Genomic DNA, 24,611 nt, shown 5'->3' with positions numbered 1-24,611 from the left:
AGCGACCGCAAAGATGGTCGAGATTTTGAGGCACAGCGTGGGTATGTCGAGCAGGGCAACCCCTCTGGTCATGGTCCTGAAAGGTGGCCCCTCTGCGGAACGCGAGGTGTCGCTTAGTTCGGGGCATGAATGCGCAAGAGCGCTAGAGGGCGAGGGATTCCAGGTGGTTGAGGTCGATGCCGGCCCCGATCTGGCCGCGCGTCTTGCCGAGATTAAGCCAGATGTTGTCTTCAATGCGCTCCACGGTCGCTGGGGCGAAGATGGCTGTGTGCAGGGCATTCTGGAATGGATGCAGATCCCCTATACCCACTCTGGCGTCTTGGCCTCGGCCTTGGCGATGGACAAGGAACGCTCGAAACAGGTTTACGCCGCCGCCGGGTTGCCCATCGCAGACAGCAAACTTGCCGATAAAGACGCACTAGAGGCGGATCATGTTCTGCCGCCGCCCTATGTGGTGAAACCCTACAATGAGGGCTCATCGGTTGGGGTCTATCTGGTGCATGAGGCCGCCAACGGCCCGCCGAAACTGTCTGCTGAGATGCCGCAGACCGTGATGGTCGAAGCCTTTGTGCCCGGGCGTGAAATGACCGCCTCGGTCCTGGGGGATCGTTGCCTAGGGGTGACCGATATCCTGACCGATGGCTGGTATGACTACGATGCGAAATACAAAACCGGGGGCTCCCGCCATGTGGTGCCCGCCGATATCCCGGCTGAGATTTATGCCGCCTGCGAAGATTTTGCCCTGCGTGCCCATCAGGCCCTGGGCTGTCGTGGGCTCAGCCGCACCGATTTCCGTTGGGATGAGGCCAAGGGGCTGGAGGGGTTGATCCTGCTGGAAACCAACACCCAGCCTGGGATGACGCCGACGTCGCTCAGCCCGGAACAAGCTGCGTTGCAGGGCATGAGCTTTGGACAGCTCTGCGCCTGGCTGGTGGAGGATGCCTCATGCAACAGATGAGCACCTATCCGGAAATGGAGCCGCCGATCGAACAGATCCCCGGACTGGCCGCACCCCGCCGGGAAGAACCGCGCACAAAGGCCGATCCGGCGCCGTCCCGCTGGGCCTACCGGTTCCAGCGCCTGATGCTGACGCCGATCTTCCGTCTGTTGCTGAAGGTCGGCCTGCCGATGGGCGCCGCCTTTGCCGGCGGGATGCTTTACTTCTCGGATCAGGACAACCGCGATGCGCTGCGTCTGTGGGTCGTCGAGATCAAGAATGAGATCCAGACCCGGCCCGAGTTCATGGTCAACCTGATGCGGATCGACGGCGCCGCGCAAAGTGTCTCGGAAGACATTCGTGAAATCCTGCCGATCGATTTCCCTGTCAGCTCCTTTGATCTGAACCTTGATGACATGCGCCGCACCATCGCGGAGCTGCCAGCGGTTAAGGATGTGACCCTGCGGGTGACGCCAAAAGGCGTGCTGCAGGTCAATGTGACGGAACGAGTGCCGGTGATCCTGTGGCGGACGCGGGATGGGCTGGCGCTGCTTGATGAACATGGCAACTACGTTGGTCAGGCAGAGAAGGGCGCAGATCATCTGCGCCTGCCGCTGATTGTGGGCGATGGCGCCGATATGGCGGTGCCGGAGGCGCTGCAGCTGATTGCGGCGCTAGGCCCATTGGCGCCGCGCACCCATGGGATCGTGCGCATGGGCGAGCGGCGCTGGGATGTGGTGCTGGATCGCGGTCAGCGGATCCTGCTGCCGGAAACCGGCGCGGTACAGGCGCTGGAGCGGGTGATCGTGCTGCATCAGGCACAATATGTGATGGACCGGGATCTGGCGCATGTGGACATGCGGCTGGGCCAGCGGCCCACCATTCGAATGAACGAAGCGGCCGTCGACCATTGGTGGCGGAAAATCAAAAGCGGTTTCGGGGACTAGGGTATGTTTGATTTGTATGACAGCCAGCGCGCCATGCGCGGCATGCGCAAAGCCGCAATGCAACGCGGCGTGGTGGCCATTCTTGATGTAGGCAGTTCCAAGATGGCCTGTCTGGTGCTGCGCTTTGATGGCACTTCGGGCAGCTTTGAGGCCGAAGGCGTCGGCTCCATGGCGGGGCAGGCGGGGTTCCGGGTGATTGGCGCGGCAACCACGCGGTCGCGCGGGGTGAAGTTTGGCGAAATCACCGCCATGGGCGAAACCGAGCGTGCCATCCGTACTGTGCTGCAGCAGGCGCAGAAGATGGCCAACATCCGTGTTGATCATGTGATTGCCTGTTTCTCCGGCGCAGAACCGCGCAGCTATGGGCTGACGGGTGCCATTGATCTGCAGGGGCAGATCGTGACCGAACAGGATATCAGTCAGGTTCTGGCGGCCTGTGATGTGCCCGATTATGGCCATGGCCGCGAGGTGCTGCATGCTCAGCCCGTGAACTTTGCGCTGGATCACCGTTCGGGTCTGGGCGATCCACGCGGCCAGCTGGGCAACCGGCTGTCGACCGATCTGCATATGCTGACGGTGGATGCCGCTGTGGTGCAGAACCTGGCGCATTGTGTGAAGCGCTGCGATATGGAACTGGCCGGTGTGGCCTCCTCGGCCTATGTCAGCGGCATCTCCGCGCTGGTTGAGGATGAGCAGGAGCTGGGGGCCGCCTGTATTGACCTGGGTGGCGGGTCTACTTCGATTTCGATCTTCATGAAGAAACACATGATCTATGCCGACGCGGTGCGGATGGGCGGCGAACATGTGACCGGCGACATTTCCATGGGCCTTTCGGTGCCCCATGCCACGGCGGAGCGGATCAAGACCTTCTACGGGGGCGTTGTGGCCACCGGCATGGATGACCGCGAAATGATCGACATCGGTGGCGACACCGGCGATTGGGAGCATGACCGCCGGTCGGTCAGCCGGGCCGAGCTCATCGGCATTATGCGGCCGCGGGTTGAGGAAATTCTGGAAGAGGTGCGCGAACGTCTGGATGCGGCAGGGTTTGACCATATGCCCAGCCAGCAGATCGTGCTGACCGGTGGTGGCAGTCAGATCCCCGGCCTTGATGGGCTGGCCAGCCGCATTCTGGGCCAGCAGGTGCGTCTGGGCCGCCCCTTGCGGGTGCATGGCCTACCGCAGGCGGCCACCGGTCCGGGCTTTGCCTCGGCGGTGGGGATGTGCCTGTTTGCCGCCCATCCGCAGGACGAATGGTGGGACTTTGAGCTGCCGGTCGATCGCAGTTCCGCCCGCACTTTCAAGCGTGCGGTGCGCTGGTTCAAGGAAAACTGGTGAGGCGAAACGCCCGGTGAATTTCGGGTGATTTGCCGCGCCCTCCGCAAGAAGCAGGGTGACGCGGGAGAACTTTGGGGATAAACTGTGGATAACCGCTGGGTGCTCAGGCGCAACATGGCGGAGATTTGAGGATCGGGGCAGCGCCCTTCCATATTGCGAAAGCCACATGCACGTGCCGGGACAGGGCGCGGATCGCATGGCCATAGGTGTGGCGTGCTATCAGCCCGCTAGATCTGCGCGGATCGGCAAGATCCCGCAGGTTTGATCTGTGTTTGCCCCATATTTCGTGGCTTTTTTGCGTTTTTTTGATGACGCATGGGTTGGTTCTCGCTACCATCGAAGGTAATAGGCAGAAAAACATCCGCGAAATGCGGGTCAACGATATCAGGCGGACAGTTCCATGACATTGAACCTATCGGTGCCCGGGCACGACGATTTGAAACCCCGTATCACTGTCTTTGGCGTCGGTGGGGCCGGCGGCAACGCTGTGAATAACATGATCGAAAAAGACCTCACCGGGGTCGATTTCGTGGTGGCCAACACGGACGCTCAGGCGCTGCAGCAGTCCAGCGCGCAGGCCCGCATCCAGCTGGGTGTGAAAGTGACCGAAGGACTGGGCGCAGGGGCCCGTGCTACGGTTGGCGCCGCCGCTGCCGAAGAAAGCATCGAACAGATCGTAGATCACCTGGCGGGCGCACATATGTGCTTCATCACCGCCGGTATGGGCGGCGGCACCGGCACTGGTGCAGCCCCGATCATCGCACAGGCCGCCCGCGAGTTGGGCGTGCTGACTGTGGGCGTGGTGACCAAACCCTTCCAGTTCGAAGGCGCAAAACGCATGCGTCAGGCGGAAGAGGGCGTTGAGACCCTTCAGAAGATGGTCGACACGCTGATCATCATTCCAAACCAGAACCTGTTCCGTCTGGCCAATGAAAAGACCACCTTCACCGAGGCCTTCTCGATGGCGGATGACGTTCTGTACCAAGGCGTCAAAGGTGTGACCGATTTGATGGTCCGTCCTGGCCTAATCAACCTCGACTTTGCCGATGTGCGCGCCGTGATGGACGAGATGGGCAAAGCGATGATGGGCACCGGCGAGGCCATGGGCGAAGATCGCGCCATTCAGGCTGCTGAGAAGGCCATTGCCAACCCGCTCCTGGATGAAATCAGCCTGCGCGGTGCGAAGGGCGTTCTGATCAACATCACCGGCGGTCATGACCTGACTCTGTTTGAACTGGACGAAGCTGCCAACCGCATCCGCGAAGAGGTGGATCCGGAAGCCAACATCATCGTCGGCTCGACGCTGGACACCGAGCTGGACGGCGGCATGCGCGTCAGTGTTGTTGCCACCGGCATCGACGCCTCGGAAATGGTTCAGGACATCCCAGTGCCGCGCCGTTCGATGGCTGCGCCGCTGACCCAGACCACCAGCGTGGAAGAGGCCAAAGCCGCACCGGCGCCTGCTCCGGCCCCTGCCGCGGCAGCCCCGGTTGCGCCGACCATCGAAACCGTTGCACCCGTTGCCGCAGCCCCTGCCGCACCGGTTCAGGCCGAAGGCCCAGCCGAACCCAGCCTGTTTGGTGAGTTCGACGCGCAGGAAGCGGCGGCTCAGGATCAGATGGAAGATATCTTCGAAGAAGAAGCAGGCAGCGATGTGCCGCCCCCGGCCTATCAGCCGCAGCAGGCACAACAGCAGTTCCAGCCGCAGCCCGATGCCTATCAGGCACAGCCGGAGGAGGCCGCCGCCAACTTCCTGCCGCCACAGCCGCGCCCTGCCGGTCAGCCTTCGCCAGAGGCGCAGGCCCGTCTGCGCGCCGCTGTTGAGAACCAACCAAAGGCACAGCCCGCGGCACAGCCGATGCAGCAGCAACAGCCCGCGCCTGAGCAGGAGCGTTCGCGCTTCGGTCTGGGGTCGCTGATCAATCGGATGTCCGGCAGCGGCCATGAGCAGCAGCCCGCACCGCGTCAGCAGCCGCCGATGCAGCAGCCAATGCACGGGCAACAGCAGGCACAGCAGGTGCCGCAGGAATATGAGGATGAGGTCGAACAGGACCGCATCGAAATCCCTGCCTTCCTGCGCCGTCAGGCCAACTAAGCCTGCAATAATTGTTGCAATCCGTGTGAGACACACGGCGTGACGCTAGGTCAGAAATCATAGTTTGGAACCGCCTTCGGGCGGTTCTTTTCTTTTTATTACAATTGTTTGTAATGGCTGTGAGCGGATTTCGGCGCATTTCTAACAGCCATGTTTCAGAGCGTTACAAAGATTGAGTTGTGAATGTGAACACCCGGTTGTACCAAGATCGCGCACTGCCGCTGACGTGGTGTCAAGCATCTGGGGACGATCTTGCAGACAACTGTTAATGGGCCGGTGAAATTCACTGGTGTAGGACTGCATTCTGGTAAACCAGTACGGATGACCGTACTGCCGGCAACGCCGGATCATGGCATTTGGTTCCGTCGAACCGATGTCACCGATCGGGATGCGCTTATTCCTGCCCGTTTTGACGTTGTGAACCAATCGCCGCTGTGCACCAAACTGCTGAATGAGGCCGGCACCGATGTGTCGACCGTGGAACATATCATGGCCGCTCTGGCGGGCTGTGGCATCCACAATGCGCTGATTGACATCGACGGTCCCGAAGTGCCGATCCTTGATGGCAGCTCGGCCCAGTTTGTGAAGGCTCTCTTGTCTCGCGGTCTGCGCCAGCAGGGCGAACCGGTGCGGGTTCTGCAGATCCTGAAACCGGTTGAAGTGCGCAAGGGCGAAGCCTGGGCGCGACTGACCCCGGCCGATGAGTTGCGGATCGATTTCCACATCGATTTTGTCGACGCCGCGATTGGCGTTCAGGAAAAAGGCCTGCAAATGGCCAATGGCGCCTTTGTGCGTGAGTTGAGCGACAGCCGCACCTTCTGCCGCCGTTCCGATGTGGAGTGGATGCAGGCCAACGGTCTGGCCCTTGGCGGTGTGCCGGGGGAAAACGCCGTGGTGTTTGACGGGGCGCTGGTCGAAAGCGGCAAAGGTCTGCGTCACGCAGATGAGCCCGTGCGCCACAAGATGCTGGATGCGCTAGGCGATCTGGCACTGGCAGGGGCCCCGATTTTGGGCCATTACACCGGCTACCGCGCCGGACATGCGATCACCAACGATCTGCTGCGGGCGCTGTTTGCCCAGCCTGATGCCTATCGTCTGGTGACCTGCGATGACAGCATGCTAGCCCGTTTGCCCGGCGTTGGCGTGCATTTGAATGAGATTCCGGCGGTCGCCTGATCAGAGTTCTGACACTTGTGGAAACAACGCGCAGGGGCACTTCGGTGCCCTTTTTACGTTTCTGTGCAGCTGACGGGCGAAAACCTGCCAAAGACGTTTTGCCTTGGATTATTCTGTGCTAGGACCTCAGGAAGCACCGCGTTATCAATGCGGTGGAAGTCCAGACAAGGGTGAGACAGCACATGACAGGCATCGGGTCGCGTAAACGGGGGATCGCGGGTCTTCTTTTTGCTACAGCTTTGGCCGCCTGCGGGACCAACGCCGCATTGGAACGTGGTGAGGTGCCTCTGGAAAACTACACGGCCGAACAGATCTTTGGCCGGGCCGAATATGAACTGGAACGGCGCAAGCCGGACCAGGCCGCCTTCTACTTCTCTGAAATTGAACGGCTTTACCCTTATTCGGAATGGGCAAAACGTGGCCTGATCATGCAGGCCTTTGCCTATCACAAAGACAAAGACTATGAGAACAGCCGCGGTGCGGCGCAGCGCTACATCGACTTCTATCCGCTGGAAGAAGACGCAGCCTATGCGCAGTATCTGCTGGCGCTCAGCTATTACGATCAGATTGACGAAGTGGGCCGCGACCAAGGGGTGACCTTTGATGCGTTGCAGGCGCTGCGGGTGGTGATTGAACGCTATCCTGACAGTGAATATGCCCGTTCGGCGATCCTGAAATTTGATCTGGCCTTTGACCACCTCGCTGGCAAGGAAATGGAGGTCGGCCGTTACTATCTGCGCCGCGAACATTACCCTGCTGCGATCAACCGCTTCCGCGTGGTTGTTGAAGAGTTCCAGACCACCACCCATGCTGCCGAGGCGCTGCACCGTCTGGTCGAAGCCTACCTGTCTCTGGGCCTGAACGAACAGGCACAGACAGCGGGCGCGATCCTGGGGCATAACTTCCGCTCCACCGATTGGTATGAAGACAGCTACAAGCTGCTGACCGGTCGCGGGCTGGAATTGGAAGCGGCAGGCGATGGTTGGCTGAACCAGATCTATCGTCAGACCCTGCAGGGCAAATGGATCTGACGCAGGTCAGATCGGGTAGGGGCCACTGATGCTGCGCGCGCTGGAAATCCGCGACATGCTGATCATCGACCGGTTGGATCTCGACTTCCAGCCGGGTTTGAACGTGCTGACCGGGGAAACCGGGGCCGGTAAATCTATCCTGTTGGATTCGCTGGGGTTCGTCCTTGGCTGGCGGGGACGCGCCGAATTGGTGCGCGCCGGCGCAGAACAGGGTGAGGTGGTTGCCGTCTTTGACCTGCCCGCTGATCATGCCGCCCATCAGGTGCTGGAAGAGGCCGGACTGCCCTCTGACGGGGAGGAGCTGATCCTGCGCCGGGTGAACCGCAAAGATGGCCGCAAGACCGCGTGGGTCAATGACCGCCGGTGCTCGGGTGAGGTGCTGCGGCAGCTGTCAGAAACCCTGATTGAGCTGCATGGTCAGCATGATGACCGTGGCCTGTTGGATGCCAAGGGGCACCGCGGGTTGTTGGATGCCTTTGGCGGCTATGAGCGCCTGCAGGAGAAAACCCGCAGCAGCTGGCGCGCCCTGTCCGCCGCCCGTCGGGATCTGGCCAAGGCCGAAGCCGCGATTGCCGAAATCCGCGCCGAAGAAGAGTTTCTGCGCCATTCGGTGGCTGAATTTGACGCGATGGATCCGCAACCCGGCGAAGAGGCGGCGCTGGATGTCAAACGACGTCAGATGCAGGGGGCCGAAAAAGTCCGCGAAGATGTGGCCCGCGCGTTTCAGGCGCTGTCTGGTGACGGGGCCGAAGGTGCGATGGGTGATGCCATGCGTTGGCTGGAAGATGCCGCGCAGCAGGTTGAGGGGCTGCTGGATGCGCCGATCGATGCGCTTGGCCGCGCCTTCGCCGAGTTGGGCGATGCGGTGCAGGGGGTTGAGGGCGCGCTGGATCAGCTGCGTTTTGACCCGCATGAGCTGGAGACCTGCGAAGAGCGCCTGTTTGCCATGCGCGGCTTGGCCCGCAAGCACAGCATCGTGCCGGATGATCTGGCCAAATTTGGCGACGATCTGCGCCTGCGTCTGAAAACCCTGGATCAGGGGGAGGGCGACCTCGCCGATCTGACCGTCGCCGTGAAAGAGGCCGAGGCCGCTTATGACAGCGCCGCCACCGCCCTGACCGAGGCCCGCAAGAAAGCCGCCGCCAAACTGGACAAGGCCGTTTCTGCCGAACTGGCGCCCTTGAAGATGGAGCGCGCGGTGTTCTGCACCGGTGTGGAAATGGGCGACCCCGGTCCTGAGGGACGCGATGAGGTGGCCTTTACCGTAGCCACCAACCCCGGCGCACCGGCGGGCCCCTTGGGCAAGATTGCTTCGGGCGGGGAGCTGAGCCGTTTCCTGCTGGCGTTGAAGGTCTGCCTCAGCCAGACCCAATCGGGGATCACCATGATCTTTGATGAGATTGACCGCGGCGTTGGCGGGGCAACTGCAGATGCTGTGGGCCGTCGTTTGTCTGCGCTGTCTGAGGGCGGTCAGGTTCTGGTCGTGACCCATTCGCCGCAGGTGGCCGCCCTTGGCGCGCATCACTGGCGGGTGGAAAAGCAGGTTGAAAACAACGTCACCACCTCACGGGTTGTGCCGCTGGATGATGGCGAACGGGTGGATGAGATTGCCCGTATGGTTTCCGGTGATCGCATCACCGAAGAGGCCCGCGCCGCCGCGAAATCCCTATTGGCCGCGCGCTAGGTGCAGGTGCAGGGCCGGATCCGGCCCTGCTGAGCACCATTACCAGATCAGTTGCCGCGCACCAGTTTGCCGGGGTTCATCAGGTTCTGCGGATCCAGCGCCTGTTTGATATCCCCCATCACATCCCAGCCGGCGCCATGTTCGGCCTGCATATACTTCTTCTTGCCCATGCCGATGCCATGTTCACCGGTGGCGGTGCCGCCAAGCGCCAGTGCCCGTTCGACCATGCGGTGCGACAGATCATTGGCGGCCTGAACCTCCGCCTCATTGGCTTCATCAAACAGCAGGATCGCGTGGAAGTTGCCGTCGCCTACATGGCCCAGAATGGGCCCTTCGATGGGCGAGGCCGCGATATCGGCGCGGGTCTGCTCCACCGCTTCGGCCAGGTTTGAGATCGGCACACAGATGTCGGTCACCAGCGCCTTACAGCCCTGCCGGGATTGCACAATCGCCCAATAGGCATGGTGGCGCATGGTCCAGAGCGCCTTGCGCTCCTCCGCCTTCTTGGCCCATTCAAAGCCTTTAGCGCCGAACTCCTCAACCACTTCGCCAAACAGCGTTGCCTGCTCTTCCACCGCAGAGTCCGAGCCGTTGAATTCGATCAACAGATGCGGGCAAAGCGGCAGATCCATTTTGGAATAAGCATTCACCGCAGCCACCGTGGCCGCATCCACAAATTCGATCCGCGCCATGGGGATGCCCATCTGGATGGTCATCTGCACCGCGCTGACTGCCGCCTCAATATCGTCAAAGGCACAAACGGCCGAGGTCACCGCCTCAGGCTGGCCATGTAGGCGCAGGGTCAGGGCGGTGATCAGGCCTAGCGTGCCCTCCGCGCCGACAAACAGCGCCGTCAGATCATAGCCGGCCGAGGATTTGCGCGCCCGCGTGCCGGTCTGGATGATGCGCCCATCGGCCAGCACCACCTCCAGCCCCAGAACATTGTCACGCATGGTGCCGTAGCGCACTGCCGTTGTGCCGCTGGCCCGGGTTGAGGCCATGCCACCGATCGAGGCATTGGCGCCGGGATCCACCGGGAACATCAGCCCGGTGGCGCGCAGCTCTTCGTTCAGCACTTCGCGGGTGATGCCGGGCTGGACGGTCACATCCATATCCTCCGCCCCGACATGCAGCACCGCCGCCATATCGCGGAAATCCACAACCACGCCGCCCTGAACCGCCAATGTCTGCCCCTCCAGCGAGGTGCCAGCGCCAAAGCCCACGACAGGGCAGTGGTGACGGGCGCAGATCTTCACAATCGCGCTCACCTCTTCGGTGTTTGCCGGATAGGCCACCGCATCGGGCGGTGTCAGGGCAAAATGCGTCTCAGAGGTGCCATGTTGGTCAAGATCAGACTTGGAGCGGCTAAGCCGTTGTCCTAGAAGGGTAGAAAGCTCTTCGATTGCCGCGTCTATCGACATGGGGTCCTCCGTCGTGTGTGGGGCATCCTGCGCGGTCCGGCGTATCCCGCCGTGGCCGAAATGCCCTGAATTGCGCGCACCCTATGCGATCCGGCAAGGAGGAGCCAGAGACAGGCCCTGCGGCAGGAGATCACATTGTCCAATGGCATGCGCACCCATCTGATCCGGCTGACCCGGGATTGGCTGCACTCCTTTGTGGAGGCCTATCAGCTGATGCGCCGTCAGGGGCCCTCGCAGGTGCAGTTCTGGCTGATCGCTGCGGCCATCGGCACCGGTGCAGGCTTTGCCGCCCTGGGCTTTCGCAAAGGGATCGAAAGCCTGCAGGCCTTCCTCTATGGCACCGATGATGTGGCACGGCTGCATAGCTTTGCCGAAACCCTGCCGTGGTACTGGATCCTGATGCTGCCCATCGTGGGCGGGTTTCTGACCGGCTGGATCCTGCACCTTTTTACGCCGGACGGGCGGGTGCGTTCGGTGGCCGATGTGATCGAAGGCTCGGCCATGCACAACGGTCGGGTGGAATATAAGGCCGGCTTTGCCTCGGCCTTTGCCTCGCTGATCACGCTGTCCTCCGGCGGCTCAACGGGGCGCGAAGGCCCGGTGGTGCATATGGCGGGGATGATTGCCTCACGTGTCAGCGATGAGATCCGCGCCGATGGTATCACGGGCCGTGACCTCCTGGGCTGCGCCGTGGCGGCGGCGGTTTCAGCCTCGTTCAACGCGCCCATCGCCGGGGCGCTTTTTGCGTTGGAGGTGGTGCTGCGCCATTTCGCGGTGCATGCCTTTGCCCCGATTGTGATCGCCTCGGTTGCAGGCACCATCATCAACCGGCTGGAATATGGCGGCGTGACCGAATTTTTGTTGCCCAAGGCCAATGTGCTCGAGTTCTACATCGAGCTGCCCGCCTTTATCCTTTTGGGCCTGCTCTGCGGTTTGGTGGCAACCGTGCTGATGCGCTCGGTCTTTTATGCCGAGGATTTTGGCAACCTCGTGCAGCAACGCACCGGCATGCCCCGCTGGCTGCGCCCCACCATTGCCGGGGCGCTTTTGGGTCTTCTGGCCATCGCCTTTCCACATATCATCGGGGTTGGCTATGAAACCACATCGGCAACGCTGACCGGCCAGATCCTCCTGTGGCAGGCGGTGCTTTTTGCGGTGATCAAGGTGATCGCCGTGGCGATCACCATGGCGGGGCGTATGGGCGGCGGCATGTTCTCCCCCTCGCTGATGATCGGGGCGCTCACCGGGCTGGCCTTCGGATTGGTGGCGACCAGCGTCTTCCCTGAGGTTTCCGGCGCCCATACGCTATACGCCTTGGCTGGCATGGGGGCGGTCGCCGCCGCCGTTTTGGGTGCGCCAATTTCCACCACGATGATTGTGTTTGAGCTGACCGGCGACTGGCAGACCGGTTTGGCGGTGATGGTGGCGGTGTCCCTCTCCACCGCTTTGGCGTCCCGTCTGGTGGACCGTTCTTTCTTCCTGACCCAGCTGGAACGGCGCGGCGCCTGTGTGGCGGCGGGACCGCAGGCCTATCTGCTGGCGATGTTCCGCGCCGCGTCCGTGATGCGCGCACCCGAAGATCCCGGCGCGGCGGATCCGGCGCGCTGTGCGGAAATGGTTGAGGATGGGATCTTCCTGACGCCGGAGGCCACCCTGCAAGAGGCGATGCCGCTGTTTGACAAGGCCGGCGTGCCCTTTATCCCTGTCGTGGGCGACGCGGAGGAGGATGGCCAGCGCCCGGTCCATGGCGCATTGTTCCATGTGGATGCGCTGAAAACCTTCAACCGTGCGCTGGCGGCCACCGCGGCTGAGGAACACAGCTGATCGCTTTCAACGTTCCAAAAATACTCACATCGCAGACATCTCGGCAGCTACAACGCCCGCGCGGTCAAAACACCGGCCGCGTCAGCATCAGCCACAGGATCGCCAGCACGGCAAAAAACGCCGGAAACCCGCAAGCAAACCAGATCCGGTAAAGCCGCAGGTATCGCGCCGGCAGGGCGGAATTGTCGGCAACAGCCTGCCGGGCCAGGTCGCGCATCTTGATCTGGATCCAGACCACCGGCAGCCAGAACATCCCCACAAACACATAAAGCACCAGCGACAGCACCACCCAGGGCTCCATCAGATCATAGCCGATCTCACGGATCAGCAGATATCCGGTGATCGGCTGGAAAATAGCTGCCGTGGCGGTAAAGACCGTATCGGCCAGTACAACGATACCAGCAACATGGGCGATCAAGCGCGGCTCCCCCGACCGGTGTGAGATGACCATAAAAAACGCAATGCCCGCGCCGGTGCCCAAGAGGACGGTCGCGCCGATCACATGCAGGAAACGCAGCAGCTCATAGCTCATCGCGTGTCCTCCAGCGCCAAGGGGATCAGCGCCAGCATCGCAGCGGGCAGGGTCTTCACAAACGGCCCCAGCGGATCCGCCCAAAGGTCGGGCGCCACCAGCGTGCCTGCGCCCAGATACCCAAATGTGACCGCGATCATGCCCAGGCAGGCAGGCCGCAGCCATCGCCGCCACAGCACTATGAGGCCAAGCGCCAGATCCAGAAAAATACCAGCCGCCACCGCCACTGCCGCCAGCCCGGCGCTGCTACCGCGGGAGGTCAGAACCTCAACCGCCGCCGGAAACTGCGCCAGACCGATCAGGCCAGAGGCCAGCCAAAACAGCGACAGTGTTGCAATCACCAGCGGGAACAGCAGAAAGAGGCGTGAAAACCAGCGTTCCTGCACCGTTGCGGGCAGATCGGCTAGTGTTTCGGTTAACGCGCGGCAGGGCTGGCCACCTGCGGCCTGCCAGTTTGCAGGATCCCCGGTGATCCCATCTGACAGCGCGGTAAGTGCGGTGCTGCGCAGCGGCGAGCGCCAGCCGAACAGGCCCAGCAGATCAGCCCCTTTCCCCACCAGTGACAGCATAAATCCGGGCAGCGGCAGGGGCAGCTTTGGCGCGGGCAGGCCCAGCCAGTGGCGCAACGCGCGGATCAGTTCAGGAAAGGGGCGGGCCTCGGCCTCGGTCAGGTCGGCAATGGTGCCAGAGGCGATATCGCCTTTGGCCGCCGTGACAATGGCCGCTGCCAGATCGCTCAGGGCAACTGTTTGCACCGGCGTATCCTCAAGCAGGCGCCAGTCGATCAGGGGCATAGCCGCCACCGCGCGCAGCAAGGCAGTCCCACCATAGGCTGCCGCGCCGATTACCAACGTCGGGCGCAGGATCACATGGTCGATGCCAGCTGCAACGATTGCTGCGTCCCCCCGCGCCTTGGTGCGGAAAAAGGCGGTGCTGGCCTCCTCGGACACACCCGCGGCGGAGATCTGGATCAACCGCGTGTCGCTGCCCACTAGCGCCGCGCTTAGCCGCGCAGGCATCGTGGTGTGGATCGCTGCCAGATCGGTGCCGCCACCGTCTTGCAACGCCCCGGCAGCGTTCACCACCACATCTACATCCGCGCAAAGCGCCTGCCAGTCTGTGGTGCTGAGCGCTGTGACATCGGCAAAATGCCACGCAGCCTGTGGCAAAACACGACGGGCGGCCGATTCCGACCGCCCGATGCCTGTGACGTCAAACCCGGCCTCCATCAGTGCCCGCATCGCGGCAGCACCGATCAACCCATAGCCGCCCAGAACCAGGGCGCGCGGTGGGGTGGGGGCAGGGGCAGTCATCTAATGTGCTGTGGTTCAGATCCGTTCGACGGCCAGCGTGTCACTGACGTAAAAGCCCAGGTGATCCTTGATCCGGGCCACGGCTTCATGCGGGGTTTCATAAGACCAGGCCGCATTTTCCAGCGTGGTCGATTTGGTCACGATGGAGAAATAGCTGGCATCACCCTTGTGCGGGCAATGCGTGCTGTGATCGGTGGCATCGAGAAACGCCATCGCAATGTCTTCACGTGGGAAGTAGATCACCGGCGCCAGTGTGCCCTCGGTCAGTTCCAGCGCGTTTTGGCTTTCGCCCAAAACGGCGCCGCCTGCACGGACAACCCAGGTGCCTTCGGCCTTGCGGATGGTGATATCGGTCATGGTCTTCTCCCCTCGTTTCTTGTTCGCTTCGCTTTGCATGGCGATTGTTACATCAATATGTCGGCCCCTGCCTCCTGAGGGCGACGGAACGCGACGTTCCATTGACGTGAACAGTCACACCTGCGGGCCTTTCCCAAGGCCAGACATGCGCGGGGGGCCGATCAGCGGCCCCCGGCATCCACTCCTGGCTGATCTTTTCTCAGATCGGCGCGGTTGATTGCGCTAACCATAGCTTGGCTTTGGCGCTAAGCCGAGGGCCGATTTTGTCGCGGCACGCTTTATGGTAGCTGTTGAGCCATTCGCGCTCGCTCTCACTCAGCATTTCTGCGGCGATCAGGCGGCGATCGATGGGCACAAAGGTCAATGTTTCAAAGCTGAGCATCGCACGATCATCCGCCCCGCTGAGGGCAGCGGCCTGTTCGACCACAATCAGGTTTTCAATGCGGATGCCAAAGGCGCCTTCGCGGTAATAGCCCGGTTCATTGGACAGAATCATCCCCGGCTGCAGCGGTTCCATATTGCGGCGACTGATGCCTTGCGGGCCCTCATGCACCGACAGATAGGCGCCAACCCCGTGGCCGGTGCCATGGTTATAGTCCAGCCCCGCAGCCCAAAGCGGCGCGCGGGCAAAGCCATCAATGTCACGCCCCGACAGACCGGCCGGGAACCGCAGCTGCGATACCGCGATCATGCCCTGCAGCACCCGGGTGAAACAGGCGCGCTCTTCCTGGCCGACGTCTCCCACTGCCAGTGTGCGGGTGATATCCGTGGTGCCGTCCTGATACTGCCCCCCGGAATCCAGCACCAGAAGGTGGCCGTTTTCCAGTCTAGCATTGCTGGCCTCGGTCACCCGGTAATGGATCACCGCGCCATTTGGGCCGGTGCCAGAGATGGTGTCAAAACTGATTTCCAACAACGCCCCGGTATCCCGGCGGCAGGCCTCCAGCTGGGTGACGACGTCGATCTCAGTCAGGGCGCCGACGGGCTGTTCATCATACCAGGCCAGAAATTCGCACATGGCGGCACCATCTCGCAGATGGGCGGCACGGGCGCCCGCGACCTCCGCCGGGTTTTTGCAGGCTTTCGGCAGGATCACCGGATCACGGCCCAGCACGACCTCAGCCGCGCCAGCGTCCAGCGCGCGTTGCAGCGCCAGCGGGGCCGATCCTTTGTCCAGCAGCACCCGTCCGGTCAGGGCGGTGGCGGCAGCGGCCAGTTCATCGGGTGCGTTCAGGGTCACCTCAGGTCCCAGATGGGTCCGCACATCCGCGGGCAGTTTTTCGGCGGCCATAAACAGATCCACCGCGCCGCTGTCATGCAGGATGGCAAACCCATGCGGCACTGGATTGCGGGCGATGTCACTGCCGCGGATGTTCAACAGCCATGCGAGCGAGTCGGGCAAGGTGATCACCGCCGCTGACTGCCCCGCCTGACGCAGCCCAGCGGCCAGTCGGGCGCGTTTGTCTGCGTGGCTTTCGCCGGCCTGTTCCTCCGGCTGGATCGTCACGGCCCCAAGCGGTGCAGCAGGCTGATCCGACCAGACAGGGTCCAGCAGACTATCGACCTCCCGCAGGGTGATGCCGCTGCCGTGCAGGCGCTGCACCAAGGTGGCCACCTCGCCCACGGTATGGAGCCAAGGATCAATGCCGATCACGCCGCCCTCGGGCAGCTGTTCCTTCAGCCAGTCCGCCAATTGGGTTTCGGGCCAGGGCACCGGGGTGAAATGCCCGAGGTCCACCTGCGCCTTCACCTGGGTGCGGTAGCGCCCGTCAATGAAGACCCCCGCCTGATCCAGCAGCGCGGCGCAGAACCCGGCCGAGCCGGTGAAGCCGGTCAGCCAGGCCAGCCGATCATCGCGCGGGGCGACATATTCGCCCTGATGGACATCGGCGCGCGGCACCAGAAACCCACTGAGCGCTTCGGCACGCAGCACATCGCGCAGTTTGGCCAGACGTCCGGGCCCTGCGGCGGGTGAGGCGCTTTCTGCAAAACTCTGAAACATCCCTGTCTCCTATGTGCGGCTGGCCGTATCGCCAGCGCTTTGTCCGTTTGTACAAATATCCCGGCCAGAGGCAAAGCCGTGCCCAAAACCACAGCGCGCGCCGGTTGGCGCGCTCTGCTTAGCTCTCAGATCTGCGGTCGGATCTTACAATCCGGCCTTTTTCATGCCCATGGTGCGGGCCCGGGCGCGTGGATCGTGATCAAACAGGCCCGCCAGTTGTTCCGTCATGGCGCCGGCCAGCTGCTCCGCGTCGGTGATGGTCACCGCGTGCTGGTAGTAGCGGGTCACGTCATGGCCGATGCCGATGGCGATCAGTTCCACCTGTTTGCGCTTTTCGACCATGGCGATCACGTCGCGCAGGTGCTTTTCAAGGAAGTTCTGCGGGTTCATCGCCAATGTGGAATCGTCCACCGGCGCCCCGTCAGAAATCACCATCAGGATTTTGCGCTGCTCAGGGCGGGCCAGCATACGGCGGTGGGCCCATTCCAGCGCCTCACCATCGATGTTTTCCTTCAGCAGCCCCTCTTTCATCATCAGGCCCAGATTGGCCTTGATCCGGCGCATCGGCGCGTCGGCCTTTTTATAAATGATGTGGCGCAGGTCGTTCAGGCGGCCCGGCTGTTGCGGGCGCCCCTCGGCCAACCATTTTTCACGGCTCTGACCGCCTTTCCACGCCCGGGTGGTGAAGCCCAGAACCTCAACCTTCACGTCACAGCGTTCCAGCGTCGAGGCCAGAACATCCGCGCAGATCGCCGCGATTGAGATCGGGCGCCCCCGCATGGAGCCGGAGTTATCCAGCAGCAGGGTCACCACGGTGTCGCGGAACTCAGTGTCTTTTTCCACCTTGAACGACAGCGGTGTCGTGGGGTTGGCGACCACGCGGGCCAGACGGCCAGCGTCCAGAATGCCCTCTTCCATGTCAAACAGCCAGCTGCGGTTCTGCTGCGCCTGCAGGCGACGCTGCAGTTTGTTAGCCAGACGGCTGACCGCACCTTTCAGCGGCTCCAGCTGCTGATCCAGATAGGCGCGCAGACGTTCCAGCTCGGCCGGTTCGGCCAGCTCCTCGGCCATGATCTCTTCGTCAAATGCGTCATTGTAGACGGTGTAATTCGGATCCGCCTCAGAGGCAGGCGGCGGGGCAGGCGGTTCCAGCGGCGCTTCGCCATCGGGCAGTTCGCTCTCGTCCGACATTTCCTCTTCGGCCATGTCATCCATCGAGACCTGCGCCTCGGAGCTGTCCTGCTGTTCTTCCTGACTGCGTTCAGGATCGGCCTCAGCCTCCTGATCTTCCTGATCATCCTGGCCGGAGCTGTCGGGCTCCTGCTGATCATCCTGATCGTCGCTGGCGTCGTCTTCCTGATCTTCGTTTTCCTCATCAGGATCATCGCCCAGCTGATCGCCGTAGCCAAGATCCTCGATGATCTGGCGGGCAAACTTGGCAAAGGCCGCCTGATCTGACAGGCGTTCCTGCAGATCCTCCAGCGTGCCGCCTGCCTGATTTTCAATGAAGCCGCGCCACAGATCCATCACATTGGCGGCCGCAGGCGGCAGGTCGCGCCCGGTGGCCAGATGGCGGATCAGATAGCCGGCGGCCACAGAAAGTGGGGCATCGGCGCTCTGTTTGATCTGGTCATAGCCGGCGCGGCGGGCCTCGGATTCAATCTTGGCGTCGATGTTGCCGGCGGTGCCGGGCATGTCACGTGCGCCCATCGCCTCGCAGCGGGCCACTTCCATCGCTTCGTAGATTGAGCGCGCCATGTCGCCGGGGGGCGCATAGCGGGCATGGGTGTTCATATCGTGATACTTGCGCTGCATCGCCAAAGCATCAGCGGTGCCGCGGGCCAGAAGAACCTCATCCCGCGTCATCCGGCGGCTGACCTGGGGCAGGCGAATGGTGTCGCCCGCCATGCCTGCCGGATCAACCGTGTAGGCGACGTTCAATTCCGGGTCATCGGCCATGACCTTGGTGGCCTCAGCAAGGGCCTTTTTGAACGGATCGGCTGGGTTGTCGGTCGGTTTTTTCATCTTGTCTTCGCCTGCGGATGCGGGGACGCGCGGAATTGCGCGTTGATCCCCCAAGGGCAGCGCCCGATCCCGGGCGGGTGCAAAGCGCCCGCCTTGGGGGCGGGGCGGGCGCTGCCCGGCGGGTCGCCGGGCGGTATTGCTTAGCCGAGGCTCATGCTGGCTGCGCTTTCGGGCAGTTCTTCATCAAAGCAGCGCTGGTAGAACTCGGCCACGGTCTGGCGCTCCAGCTCATCACATTTGTTGAGGAAGCTCAGACGGAAAGCATAACCCACGTTGCGGAAGATCTCAGCGTTTTGGGCCCAGTTGATCACGGTTCGCGGGCTCATCACGGTGGACAGATCACCGTTCATAAACGCGGTGCGGGTCAGATCCGCCAGCGTCACCATCTGGCCGATGGTCTTACGACCGGCCTCGGTGTTGTAATGCGGGTTTTTCGACAGGATGATGTTGGTTTCCGCGTCATGGCTGAGGTAGTTCAGCGTCGCGACCAGCGACCAACGGTCCATCTGCGCCTGGTTGATCTGCTGCACACCATGGTAAAGGCCGGTGGTGTCGCCCAGACCCACGGTATTTGCAGTGGCAAACAGGCGGAAATAGGGGTTCGGGGTGATCACTTCGTTCTGGTCCAGCAGCGTCAGCTTGCCGTCGGCTTCCAGAATACGCTGGATCACAAACATCACGTCCGCGCGGCCCGCATCATATTCGTCGAACACAATCGCGGTCGGGTTACGCAGCGCCCAGGGCAGGATGCCTTCGTGGAATTCGGTGACCTGCTTGCCGTCGCGCAGTTTGATCGCGTCTTTACCGATCAGGTCGATCCGGCTGATGTGACTGTCGAGGTTCACACGTACACACGGCCAGTTCAGGCGCGCCGCGACCTGTTCGATGTGGGTCGATTTACCGGTGCCGTGGTAGCCCTGCACCATCACACGACGGTTGCGCGAGAAACCGGCCAGAATGGCCAGCGTGGTGTCCGGGTCAAACTTATAGGTCGGATCGATTTCCGGCACGCGGTCGCTGGCTTCGGCAAAGCCCTTCACGGTCATGTCGGTGTCAATGCCAAAAACATCGCGAACCGAGATATCTTCGGTGGGTTTTGCGTTCTGGTCCATCATGCCCTCGGCCATGGTCATTCCTCTTCGGTCAGGGTGGGGTGCCACCCGAAATGCATCTCACGCAGCAACATATCGACGGAAACGCGAAGGAAAAGGCGAAAAGCGACAGGGATAGGGGAAAAGTGACACTACGTTACGTGGGCTGCCGTATTTCTGCTGTAAGCTGCGCAATCAGCTGGGCCATCAGCTCCACGGCGGGCAGGCTTTGGGCGCGGGCGGCCCCGGATCCGGCCCAATGGGCGCCATAGCTGTGATCGCCTTTGGCCTTGGCAGCGGCATGCAGCGCCTTACCCGCATCATAGGTGTGCGGGTAGCCGGGGCTGTCCTGCTGTCGATCTGCCCCCCATGCGGTGAAGGCATTGGGCAGTGCGCGGGCCGGGCGACCGGAAATCGCGCTGGTGAAGCCGGTATGATTGGCCGCATCCGATGCCATGGCCGCGCGGTAGCCTTCATCGGCGGAGGTTTCGGGGCACAGGACAAAGGCGGTGCCCAGCTGCACCATATCCGCCCCGGCCTGAAGGGCGCGCGCGCAATCCGCCCCGTCCATCAATCCGCCAGCGGCGATCAAGGGCAGATCGGTGCGCGATTTGATCCGGGCCAGCAGGTCCAGCGTTGGCAGCGCCTCATCCGGGGCCAGGGGGTCAAAAATGCCGCGATGGCCGCCAGCCTCAATCCCTTGCACAACAATCCCGTCCATGCCTGCGCTGACGCAGGCCTGCGCCTCGGCGACATTGGTGGCCGACGCCAGCAGCAGGATGCCCGCCTCTTTCAAGGCGGCAATCACGCTGGCGGAGGGCAGGCCAAAGTGGAAGGAGACCACTTCGGGCCGTTCCTGCAGCAGCATGGCGGGCCGTTCGGGATCGGCGACAAAGGACAGGTAAATTTCGCGCAGCTGATCAGGCGGCGTAGCACCAAATCGGGCAAATTCCGGCGCCAGCGCAGCGCACCAGCGCGCTGCCTTGTCGGCTGCCACCTGTTCCGGGTGGTGGCAGAAGAAATTGGCATTCAGACAGTTCGCCCCCAGATCGCGCGCGGCGCGGATCGCCTTGCGCCCGCCTTCGGCATCAACGGAGCCCAGCCCCAGCGCCCCCATGCCACCCGCCTTGCACACCTCCGCCGCAAGGGCGGGGGTGGACACACCGGCCATCGGGGCCTGAATGATCGGGGTTTTAAGGCCCAGACGGGTCGCCAGTATGCTCTGCATGATGTGTCCTCCTGCCGCCAGCATGGCCTTTGGCAGGCAGGGGGACAAACAAAAACCGCGCCCAAAGGGGCGCGGCTGGTATTTCTACTTACTGCAAATATCACAGGAAGTTGCGGCTGTCCTTCAGCTGGTCCCAGGCCCACATGACCTCTTGCAGCTGTTCTTCCTGGCTCCGGTCGCCCCCGTTCATATCGGGGTGCAGCACCTTGATGAGCTTCTTGTAGGCTTTGCGGATCTCAGCCTTGGACATGGTGTCCTGCACGGCCAAAATCTCCACCGCTTTGCGCTCCACCGCGGGCAGGCGGCGGCCTGCGCCGGCGTTGCGGCCAGGGTTCTGTGTGGCATTGCCACCCAGGACCTGATGCGGATCCTCAATGCCCAGACGGGCCCAGGCGCGGGCTTCGGGATCGGTGGCCTTTTTGGTCTCACGTTCCCAAACCTTATCCGAGGAACGCTGGGCGTTCATCTCAGCCTCGGTCTTGCCGTCAAAGAAGCTCCACTTCGCGTTATATTCCTTCACGTGATCCTTGCAGAACCAGCGGAATTCATCCAACACATCCGGCGCTTTCGGTGCGCGGTATGCCCCGGCTTCGGTGCAGCCTTCATGTTCGCACTGCCGGGTAGAGGTTTCCGACGCACCGGACATGGTACGGCGGCCACGGGGGTTCTTTTTCTTTGCCGATTTGATCGACATATCGAACCCGAAGGGGTCTGATTTATCCATGAGATCACCTTTTCGACTCGGACCGCCGATAATAGACCAAATCAGGTCAAGTTGAAGGGCAAACTTGCCGCAGGGCAGAAATTCTGTCGCCGCTTGTGCAGGTCACAGATCGCGCCCGGATCAAGGCGCAGCACGAGGGTGTCAGCCGTCTTTTGAGGTGTCCGAACGTTCTGCAGCCTGCGTATCACCCTGTTCCATCAGCTGCGCCACACGGTCACGCAGAACATCCCCTTCGCCACGCGGGGCCTCAGGGACTGTTTCTGGCTCAGCAGTGTCCACCTCACCATCCGCAGGGATATGCGCCTCAGCCTCAAAGCGTTCCGGCATCGGCTGGAACCCATCGTCCTGTGCGGGTTTGGGACGGCGGAAAATCAGGATTGAGCGGTAGGCTGTGACCGAGGAGGCAATGCCCGAACGCTCTTCGCTGGGCAGGGTTTCGGCACGCTGATATTCCCAGCCCTCAGCGGCCAGTTCATTCAGCTGCAATTCCACGGCATTGGCAAAACGGGCCTCAGCCCCTTTGATCCCCTTGGCCTTCACCCCACGCGCCGGGGCGGGCACAACCTTGTAATCATACTGCGTCATCAAAGAGATCCCTGTTTTAAACGCGGCGCAGGCTAACAGCAGCGGCGCCCCGGTTCAATCCGTTGCGCCCTCTTATCCCCGTCGCAGCCCAAGGGGCAAGCCAACAAAATCCGGTTTCGGGAAGGCGGCATGTGCCGCCTTCATCGCGGCAACCTTTTCAGCCACATCCGCCGGGTAGGGCGCAACCTTGGGGCCAGACATGTCGATGTGCAGCCCAACACCTTCACCGGTGGCCGAGAGCCAGCCATCTTCGTGCAGGAGCCACTGGCAGAAATGGAAGCTCTTGTCGGTGCTGTCGAGCAATTGGAACCCCACGCGCACTCGGTCGCCTTCGTGAATCTCGCGCAGGTAGCGCAGCCGGAAATCGGCGCTATAGGTCGTCATCTGACGGCTGCTGGCATAGTCGGGACCAAAACCCATTTCGGCAAACGCCTCATCCGCGCCGGTGTCAAACAACACGTTGTAATAGGCCATGTTGAGGTGGCCGTTGTAGTCAATCCATTCCGGCAGAACGGTTTTCACCTCTGAGAGGAAGGGGATTTGGTCGTGCGGGTGGTTTGACATCGGCGGCGCCTCGGTTTGGATCACGTGCCGCTTACGCTGCCAAGCTGGCCGCGAAAAGGAAAGGGCGGATGCCTCCGGCGGGAGTATTTTTAGAACATTGAAAGGGGGGCGCTGCGCAAAGAAAAACGCGCCCGAAGGCGCGTTCTGTCTGTCAGATCTGTGGCGTGGCTCAGCTGCCGAGCTTTTGCGCCACCAGCTGGTTCACCGCTTTCGGGTTGGCCTTGCCGCCGGTGGCTTTCATCACCTGACCCACAAACCAGCCGGCCAGTTTCGGGTTCACCTTGGCCTTTTCCACCTGCGCGGGGTTGGCGGCGATGATTTCATCCAGTGCGGCCTCAATCGCGCCGGTGTCCGTCACCTGTTTCATGCCTTCGGTTTCCACAATCTCTTCCGGATCGCGGCCCGAGGTATAGGCGATTTCAAAGACGTCCTTGGCGATCTTGCCCGAGATGGTGTCGGCCTTGATCAGCTTGATGATGCCGCCCAGGGCGGCGGGTGACAGCGGGCTGTCGCTGATGTCTTTTTCATCCGCTTTCAGGCGACCGAACAATTCGTTGATGACCCAGTTGGCGGCCAGTTTGCCGTCCTCACAGGCCGCAACCACACCTTCGAAGAAGCCGGCCGAGGTTGTGTCGGCGGTCAGAACCGAGGCGTCATATTCAGTCAGGCCATAGTCGCCCATGAAACGCGCTTTCTTGGCGTCGGGCAGTTCCGGCAGGGAGGCGGCGATGTCATCAACCCAAGCCTGTTCAATCTCCAGCGGCAGGAGGTCAGGGCAGGGGAAGTAGCGGTAATCATGCGCCTCTTCCTTGGAGCGCATCGAACGGGTTTCATTCTTGTCCGGGTCGTAAAGGCGGGTTTCCTGATCGACGGTGCCGCCGGCCTCCACGATGGCGATCTGGCGACGTGCCTCAACCTCGATAGCGGCCTGGATAAAGCGCATCGAGTTCATGTTCTTGATTTCGCAGCGGGTGCCCAGATGCGAGAAGTCCTGGGTTTCCTGATACTTCTCATACTGGCCCGGGCGGCAGATCGAGACGTTCACGTCCGCGCGCAGGTTGCCGTTTTGCATGTTGCCGTCACAGGTGCCCAGATAGCGCAGGATCTGACGCAGCTTGGTCACATAGGCGGCGGCCTCTTCCGGGCCACGAATGTCAGGGCGCGAGACGATTTCCATCAGCGCCACACCGGTGCGGTTCAGGTCCACGAAGGACATGTTGGGATCCATGTCGTGGATCGACTTGCCAGCGTCCTGTTCCAGGTGGATGCGTTCCACCCGCACCAGACGGGCCACACCTGGGCCCATGTCCACGAGGATTTCGCCCTCACCCACGATCGGATGATAGAGCTGCGAGATCTGATAGCCCTGCGGCAGGTCGGGGTAGAAGTAGTTCTTGCGGTCAAAGGCCGAGAACAGGTTGATGTCTGCCTTCAGACCCAGGCCGGTGCGCACCGCCTGTTCCACGCAGTATTCGTTGATGACCGGCAGCATCCCGGGCATGGCGGCGTCCACAAAGGCCACATTGGCGTTCGGCTCGGCGCCGAATTTGGTCGAGGCACCCGAGAACAGCTTGGCGTTTGAGCTGACCTGCGCATGGACCTCCATGCCGATCACAAGTTCCCAGTCATGTTTGGCCCCGGCAATCACCTTGGGTTTCGGGGTCTCATAGGTCAGGTCCAGCATGGTTTCATGTCCTTCGAAAGCATCAGCTTGCCTTCTAGGACAGGGGCGGTTGA

The 24,611-nt window shown here is 62.0% G+C and carries 20 protein-coding genes; 8 read left to right on the top strand and 12 right to left on the bottom strand.

The features are described from left to right. Positions 1-37 precede the first annotated feature (37 nt). From ACORLH_RS14135 to recN, 7 genes are all read left to right on the top strand, one after another. Entirely contained in the window at positions 38-958 is a 921-nt protein-coding gene (locus ACORLH_RS14135) for a D-alanine--D-alanine ligase (RefSeq protein ID WP_321829012.1), read from the top strand. Then, the gene (locus ACORLH_RS14130) at positions 946-1,884 is read left to right on the top strand and encodes a cell division protein FtsQ/DivIB (RefSeq protein ID WP_321829011.1); all 939 of its coding nucleotides are present in this window, start codon (positions 946-948) and stop codon (positions 1,882-1,884) included. Before ACORLH_RS14135 ends, ACORLH_RS14130 begins: the two co-directional genes overlap by 13 nt. 3 nt (positions 1,885-1,887) lie before the next feature. After that, a complete protein-coding gene (gene ftsA / locus ACORLH_RS14125) occupies positions 1,888-3,222 on the top strand; it encodes a cell division protein FtsA (RefSeq protein WP_179945289.1) in 1,335 nt (444 codons plus the stop codon). Positions 3,223-3,622: 400 nt separating this feature from the next. After that, positions 3,623-5,317 (top strand): cell division protein FtsZ, encoded by a 1,695-nt coding sequence (gene ftsZ / locus ACORLH_RS14120; protein WP_321829010.1) that lies wholly within the window; start codon positions 3,623-3,625, stop codon positions 5,315-5,317. Positions 5,318-5,569: 252 nt separating this feature from the next. Next, entirely contained in the window at positions 5,570-6,493 is a 924-nt protein-coding gene (lpxC, locus tag ACORLH_RS14115) for a UDP-3-O-acyl-N-acetylglucosamine deacetylase (RefSeq protein WP_058243868.1), read from the top strand. 182 nt (positions 6,494-6,675) lie between these two features. Continuing rightward, complete coding sequence (locus ACORLH_RS14110; RefSeq protein WP_321829009.1) at positions 6,676-7,524, top strand: outer membrane protein assembly factor BamD; 849 nt, start codon at positions 6,676-6,678, stop codon at positions 7,522-7,524. 28 nt (positions 7,525-7,552) lie between these two features. Continuing rightward, on the top strand, positions 7,553-9,208 hold the full coding sequence (gene recN, locus ACORLH_RS14105) for a DNA repair protein RecN (protein ID WP_321829008.1): 1,656 nt from the start codon (positions 7,553-7,555) through the stop codon (positions 9,206-9,208). 47 nt (positions 9,209-9,255) lie between these two features. Here recN and ACORLH_RS14100 read toward each other — a convergent pair whose 3' ends face one another. Further along, the gene (locus ACORLH_RS14100; RefSeq protein WP_321829007.1) at positions 9,256-10,629 is read right to left on the bottom strand and encodes an FAD-binding oxidoreductase; all 1,374 of its coding nucleotides are present in this window, start codon (positions 10,627-10,629) and stop codon (positions 9,256-9,258) included. Between the two features lie 213 nt (positions 10,630-10,842). On the opposite strand from ACORLH_RS14100, the gene ACORLH_RS14095 reads away from it, so the two are divergent. Beyond that, on the top strand, positions 10,843-12,453 hold the full coding sequence (locus tag ACORLH_RS14095; protein ID WP_321832826.1) for a chloride channel protein: 1,611 nt from the start codon (positions 10,843-10,845) through the stop codon (positions 12,451-12,453). 64 nt (positions 12,454-12,517) lie between these two features. Here ACORLH_RS14095 and ACORLH_RS14090 read toward each other — a convergent pair whose 3' ends face one another. The 11 genes from ACORLH_RS14090 to gatB form a co-directional block, all read right to left on the bottom strand. Then, the gene (locus tag ACORLH_RS14090) at positions 12,518-12,985 is read right to left on the bottom strand and encodes a DUF2269 domain-containing protein (protein WP_321829006.1); all 468 of its coding nucleotides are present in this window, start codon (positions 12,983-12,985) and stop codon (positions 12,518-12,520) included. Then, on the bottom strand, positions 12,982-14,298 hold the full coding sequence (locus ACORLH_RS14085; RefSeq protein ID WP_321829005.1) for an SDR family oxidoreductase: 1,317 nt from the start codon (positions 14,296-14,298) through the stop codon (positions 12,982-12,984). Before ACORLH_RS14085 ends, ACORLH_RS14090 begins: the two co-directional genes overlap by 4 nt. A gap of 15 nt (positions 14,299-14,313) precedes the next feature. Then, a complete protein-coding gene (locus tag ACORLH_RS14080; protein WP_321829004.1) occupies positions 14,314-14,655 on the bottom strand; it encodes a DUF427 domain-containing protein in 342 nt (113 codons plus the stop codon). A gap of 199 nt (positions 14,656-14,854) precedes the next feature. Continuing rightward, positions 14,855-16,657: an aminopeptidase P family protein gene (locus ACORLH_RS14075; protein ID WP_321829003.1), complete on the bottom strand. Its 1,803-nt coding sequence runs from the start codon at positions 16,655-16,657 to the stop codon at positions 14,855-14,857. A gap of 144 nt (positions 16,658-16,801) precedes the next feature. Then, positions 16,802-18,682: a cobaltochelatase subunit CobT gene (cobT, locus tag ACORLH_RS14070; RefSeq protein ID WP_321829002.1), complete on the bottom strand. Its 1,881-nt coding sequence runs from the start codon at positions 18,680-18,682 to the stop codon at positions 16,802-16,804. 140 nt (positions 18,683-18,822) lie between these two features. Beyond that, on the bottom strand, positions 18,823-19,809 hold the full coding sequence (cobS, locus tag ACORLH_RS14065; RefSeq protein ID WP_321829001.1) for a cobaltochelatase subunit CobS: 987 nt from the start codon (positions 19,807-19,809) through the stop codon (positions 18,823-18,825). Positions 19,810-19,930: 121 nt separating this feature from the next. Beyond that, complete coding sequence (locus ACORLH_RS14060; RefSeq protein ID WP_321829000.1) at positions 19,931-21,001, bottom strand: nitronate monooxygenase; 1,071 nt, start codon at positions 20,999-21,001, stop codon at positions 19,931-19,933. A gap of 100 nt (positions 21,002-21,101) precedes the next feature. Next, the gene (locus ACORLH_RS14055) at positions 21,102-21,725 is read right to left on the bottom strand and encodes a J domain-containing protein (RefSeq protein WP_321828999.1); all 624 of its coding nucleotides are present in this window, start codon (positions 21,723-21,725) and stop codon (positions 21,102-21,104) included. 141 nt (positions 21,726-21,866) lie between these two features. Beyond that, the gene (locus ACORLH_RS14050; RefSeq protein ID WP_321828998.1) at positions 21,867-22,310 is read right to left on the bottom strand and encodes a DUF4177 domain-containing protein; all 444 of its coding nucleotides are present in this window, start codon (positions 22,308-22,310) and stop codon (positions 21,867-21,869) included. Positions 22,311-22,382: 72 nt separating this feature from the next. Continuing rightward, complete coding sequence (locus ACORLH_RS14045) at positions 22,383-22,874, bottom strand: thioesterase family protein (RefSeq protein WP_321828997.1); 492 nt, start codon at positions 22,872-22,874, stop codon at positions 22,383-22,385. Positions 22,875-23,043: 169 nt separating this feature from the next. Next, positions 23,044-24,558, bottom strand: a complete 1,515-nt coding sequence (gatB, locus tag ACORLH_RS14040) for an Asp-tRNA(Asn)/Glu-tRNA(Gln) amidotransferase subunit GatB (protein WP_321828996.1) — start codon at positions 24,556-24,558, stop codon at positions 23,044-23,046. Positions 24,559-24,611: the final 53 nt, after the last annotated feature.

It is taken from the genome of Thalassovita sp., assembly GCF_963691685.1.
Taxonomy (GTDB): Bacteria; Pseudomonadota; Alphaproteobacteria; order Rhodobacterales; family Rhodobacteraceae; genus Thalassobius.
Note: the sequence above shows the minus strand (reverse complement) of the source record. Positions and strands in the feature narration are given on the sequence as shown.

Bases quoted from the DNA above. Each gene is read 5' to 3' on its own strand.
- ACORLH_RS14085 (WP_321829005.1), bottom strand. From the start codon at position 14,298: ATGACTGCCCCTGCCCCCACCCCACCGCGCGCCCTGGTTCTGGGCGGC.
- ACORLH_RS14090 (WP_321829006.1), bottom strand. From the start codon at position 12,985: ATGAGCTATGAGCTGCTGCGTTTCCTGCATGTGATCGGCGCGACCGTC.
- ACORLH_RS14055 (WP_321828999.1), bottom strand. From the start codon at position 21,725: ATGGATAAATCAGACCCCTTCGGGTTCGATATGTCGATCAAATCGGCA.
- ACORLH_RS14045 (WP_321828997.1), bottom strand. From the start codon at position 22,874: ATGTCAAACCACCCGCACGACCAAATCCCCTTCCTCTCAGAGGTGAAA.
- ACORLH_RS14050 (WP_321828998.1), bottom strand. From the start codon at position 22,310: ATGACGCAGTATGATTACAAGGTTGTGCCCGCCCCGGCGCGTGGGGTG.
- ACORLH_RS14095 (WP_321832826.1), top strand. From the start codon at position 10,843: ATGCGCCGTCAGGGGCCCTCGCAGGTGCAGTTCTGGCTGATCGCTGCG.
- ACORLH_RS14075 (WP_321829003.1), bottom strand. From the start codon at position 16,657: ATGTTTCAGAGTTTTGCAGAAAGCGCCTCACCCGCCGCAGGGCCCGGA.
- ftsZ (WP_321829010.1), top strand. From the start codon at position 3,623: ATGACATTGAACCTATCGGTGCCCGGGCACGACGATTTGAAACCCCGT.
- ACORLH_RS14100 (WP_321829007.1), bottom strand. From the start codon at position 10,629: ATGTCGATAGACGCGGCAATCGAAGAGCTTTCTACCCTTCTAGGACAA.
- ACORLH_RS14130 (WP_321829011.1), top strand. From the start codon at position 946: ATGCAACAGATGAGCACCTATCCGGAAATGGAGCCGCCGATCGAACAG.
- ACORLH_RS14080 (WP_321829004.1), bottom strand. From the start codon at position 14,655: ATGACCGATATCACCATCCGCAAGGCCGAAGGCACCTGGGTTGTCCGT.
- ACORLH_RS14060 (WP_321829000.1), bottom strand. From the start codon at position 21,001: ATGCAGAGCATACTGGCGACCCGTCTGGGCCTTAAAACCCCGATCATT.
- cobT (WP_321829002.1), bottom strand. From the start codon at position 18,682: ATGAAAAAACCGACCGACAACCCAGCCGATCCGTTCAAAAAGGCCCTT.
- cobS (WP_321829001.1), bottom strand. From the start codon at position 19,809: ATGGCCGAGGGCATGATGGACCAGAACGCAAAACCCACCGAAGATATC.
- recN (WP_321829008.1), top strand. From the start codon at position 7,553: ATGCTGCGCGCGCTGGAAATCCGCGACATGCTGATCATCGACCGGTTG.
- gatB (WP_321828996.1), bottom strand. From the start codon at position 24,558: ATGCTGGACCTGACCTATGAGACCCCGAAACCCAAGGTGATTGCCGGG.
- ACORLH_RS14110 (WP_321829009.1), top strand. From the start codon at position 6,676: ATGACAGGCATCGGGTCGCGTAAACGGGGGATCGCGGGTCTTCTTTTT.
- ftsA (WP_179945289.1), top strand. From the start codon at position 1,888: ATGTTTGATTTGTATGACAGCCAGCGCGCCATGCGCGGCATGCGCAAA.